The sequence below is a fragment of the Halorubrum ezzemoulense DSM 17463 genome, from assembly GCF_002114285.1.
Lineage (GTDB): Archaea > Halobacteriota > Halobacteria > Halobacteriales > Haloferacaceae > Halorubrum > Halorubrum ezzemoulense.
The window spans coordinates 1-1,502 of sequence record NZ_NEDJ01000146.1; the positions used below are offsets into that span (position 1 = coordinate 1).

A 1,502-nucleotide genomic window follows, 5' to 3' on the forward strand; every position below is an offset into this window, starting at 1 on the left:
TTCGGCGGGGGGCGGGCGGGCTCACGGCTCACTCCTCGACGACGACGGTCCCGTACATGCCGCCCTCGCGGTGCGGGATACAGACGTACTCGTGGGCGCCGGGGACCGTGAAGGTGTGTTCGAAGCGGTCGCCGTTCTTCAGGATGCCGCCGAAGTCGGACTGCCACGCCGCCTTGGCGGTCTCGAAGTCGTCGAAGCCGCCGGAGGCGAAGAACTCCGCGCCGTCAGGCAGTCCGCCCTCGGTCGCGGTGACGGTGTGCGACCGCGCGCTCGTGTTCTCCCAGACGACGGTGTCGCCGACCGAGACCGTGATCTCTCGGGGCTGATACGCGGCGGCGAGCATCCCCACGTCGAAGTCGGGTTCGCCGCCGACGCCCGCGCATCCGGCGAGGCCGACCGCCGTCGCCGCGCTCCCGACGGCACCGGCCCGTCGAAGGAACCGTCTCCGGTACATACCTCTCCTCGGGGCCAGAACGGTTTCAATACCGCGGTCGCCCTCGGCGCGCGGGAACCTACCCGCCGACGAGGTCCTCGAAGACGCGGCGCTGCGCGGCCGCGAGGTGTTCCGAGAACGTGGCGCGGGCGATGCCGATGGCGTCGGCCACCTCCGTCGCGCTCGCCTCGCGGGGGTGTTCGAAGTAGCCGAGGCGCTGAGCGGTACGGACCACCTCCCGCTGCCGGTCCGTGAGCCGCCCCCGGTCGACGACGACAGGGTCCGATCGACTGTCGGCCCCGCCGGAGCTGGTGAGCCGTTCGAGCCGCGCGGACTCGCCGGTCGCCTCCAGCGCGTCGATCACGTCGCCCAGCGGGTCGGCCGCGGGCAGCGACAGCCCGAGCCGGACGCGGTCGGGCGCCGTCCGGACCGTCACCGACGAGACCGGGTAGCCGAGCGACTCGACCGCGTCGGCGGGGAACTGCCCCGGCGCCCTGCTCCGGCAGCGGTAGACGAACTCGTCGCCGCCGTCGAAGACGAGCTCGGCGTCGACGGCGCGGTCGGCGCGGAACTGCGAGACCACCCCGTCGTCGACGCGGATGCGGTCGACGTCCTCCGCGACCGCGCCGGGCGGCAGCACCGCCGCCACCGGCGCCGGCGTCGGGTCGCGGACGACCACCTCGACGCGGACGCCGGCGGTACCGGGTCTGCCGGCCGCCCGCGACCCGTCCGAACCGCTCCGGGCCGCCTCGGCGTCGGCGACGCCGCCGTCGCTCGCGGCGACCGGCGCTCCGCTCCCGACCGCGTCCGGAGCGCCGTCGGCTCCGGCGGTGCCGGAGGATCCGAAGCGATCGGCAGGACCGGAGTCAGACGACCGCGACCGCCGTCTCATATGTCGATCAAACGGTCGAAGTCGGAAAAAAAGCGAGCCGAACGAGTACGCGTCGCCGCCGCTCGCTGGAGCGCGTAATAAAGCCCCGTCGAGAGTTGGCGTCGACTGACGGGGACCGAGGCCGAATCGCACACATGAGCGACGAGTCGCTTCGGGGGCAGTCGGTGGGCGTAGTGG

2 protein-coding genes are annotated in these 1,502 nt (G+C 73.2%); both read right to left on the reverse strand.

Features of this window, described 5'->3' with window-relative positions; genetic code table 11:
* Positions 1-28 precede the first annotated feature (28 nt).
* The gene (locus tag B9H04_RS17755) at positions 29-454 is read right to left on the reverse strand and encodes a cupredoxin domain-containing protein (RefSeq protein ID WP_049932457.1); all 426 of its coding nucleotides are present in this window, start codon (positions 452-454) and stop codon (positions 29-31) included.
* Between the two features lie 58 nt (positions 455-512).
* Entirely contained in the window at positions 513-1,325 is an 813-nt protein-coding gene (locus tag B9H04_RS17760; RefSeq protein ID WP_049932456.1) for a helix-turn-helix domain-containing protein, read from the reverse strand.
* Positions 1,326-1,502: the final 177 nt, after the last annotated feature.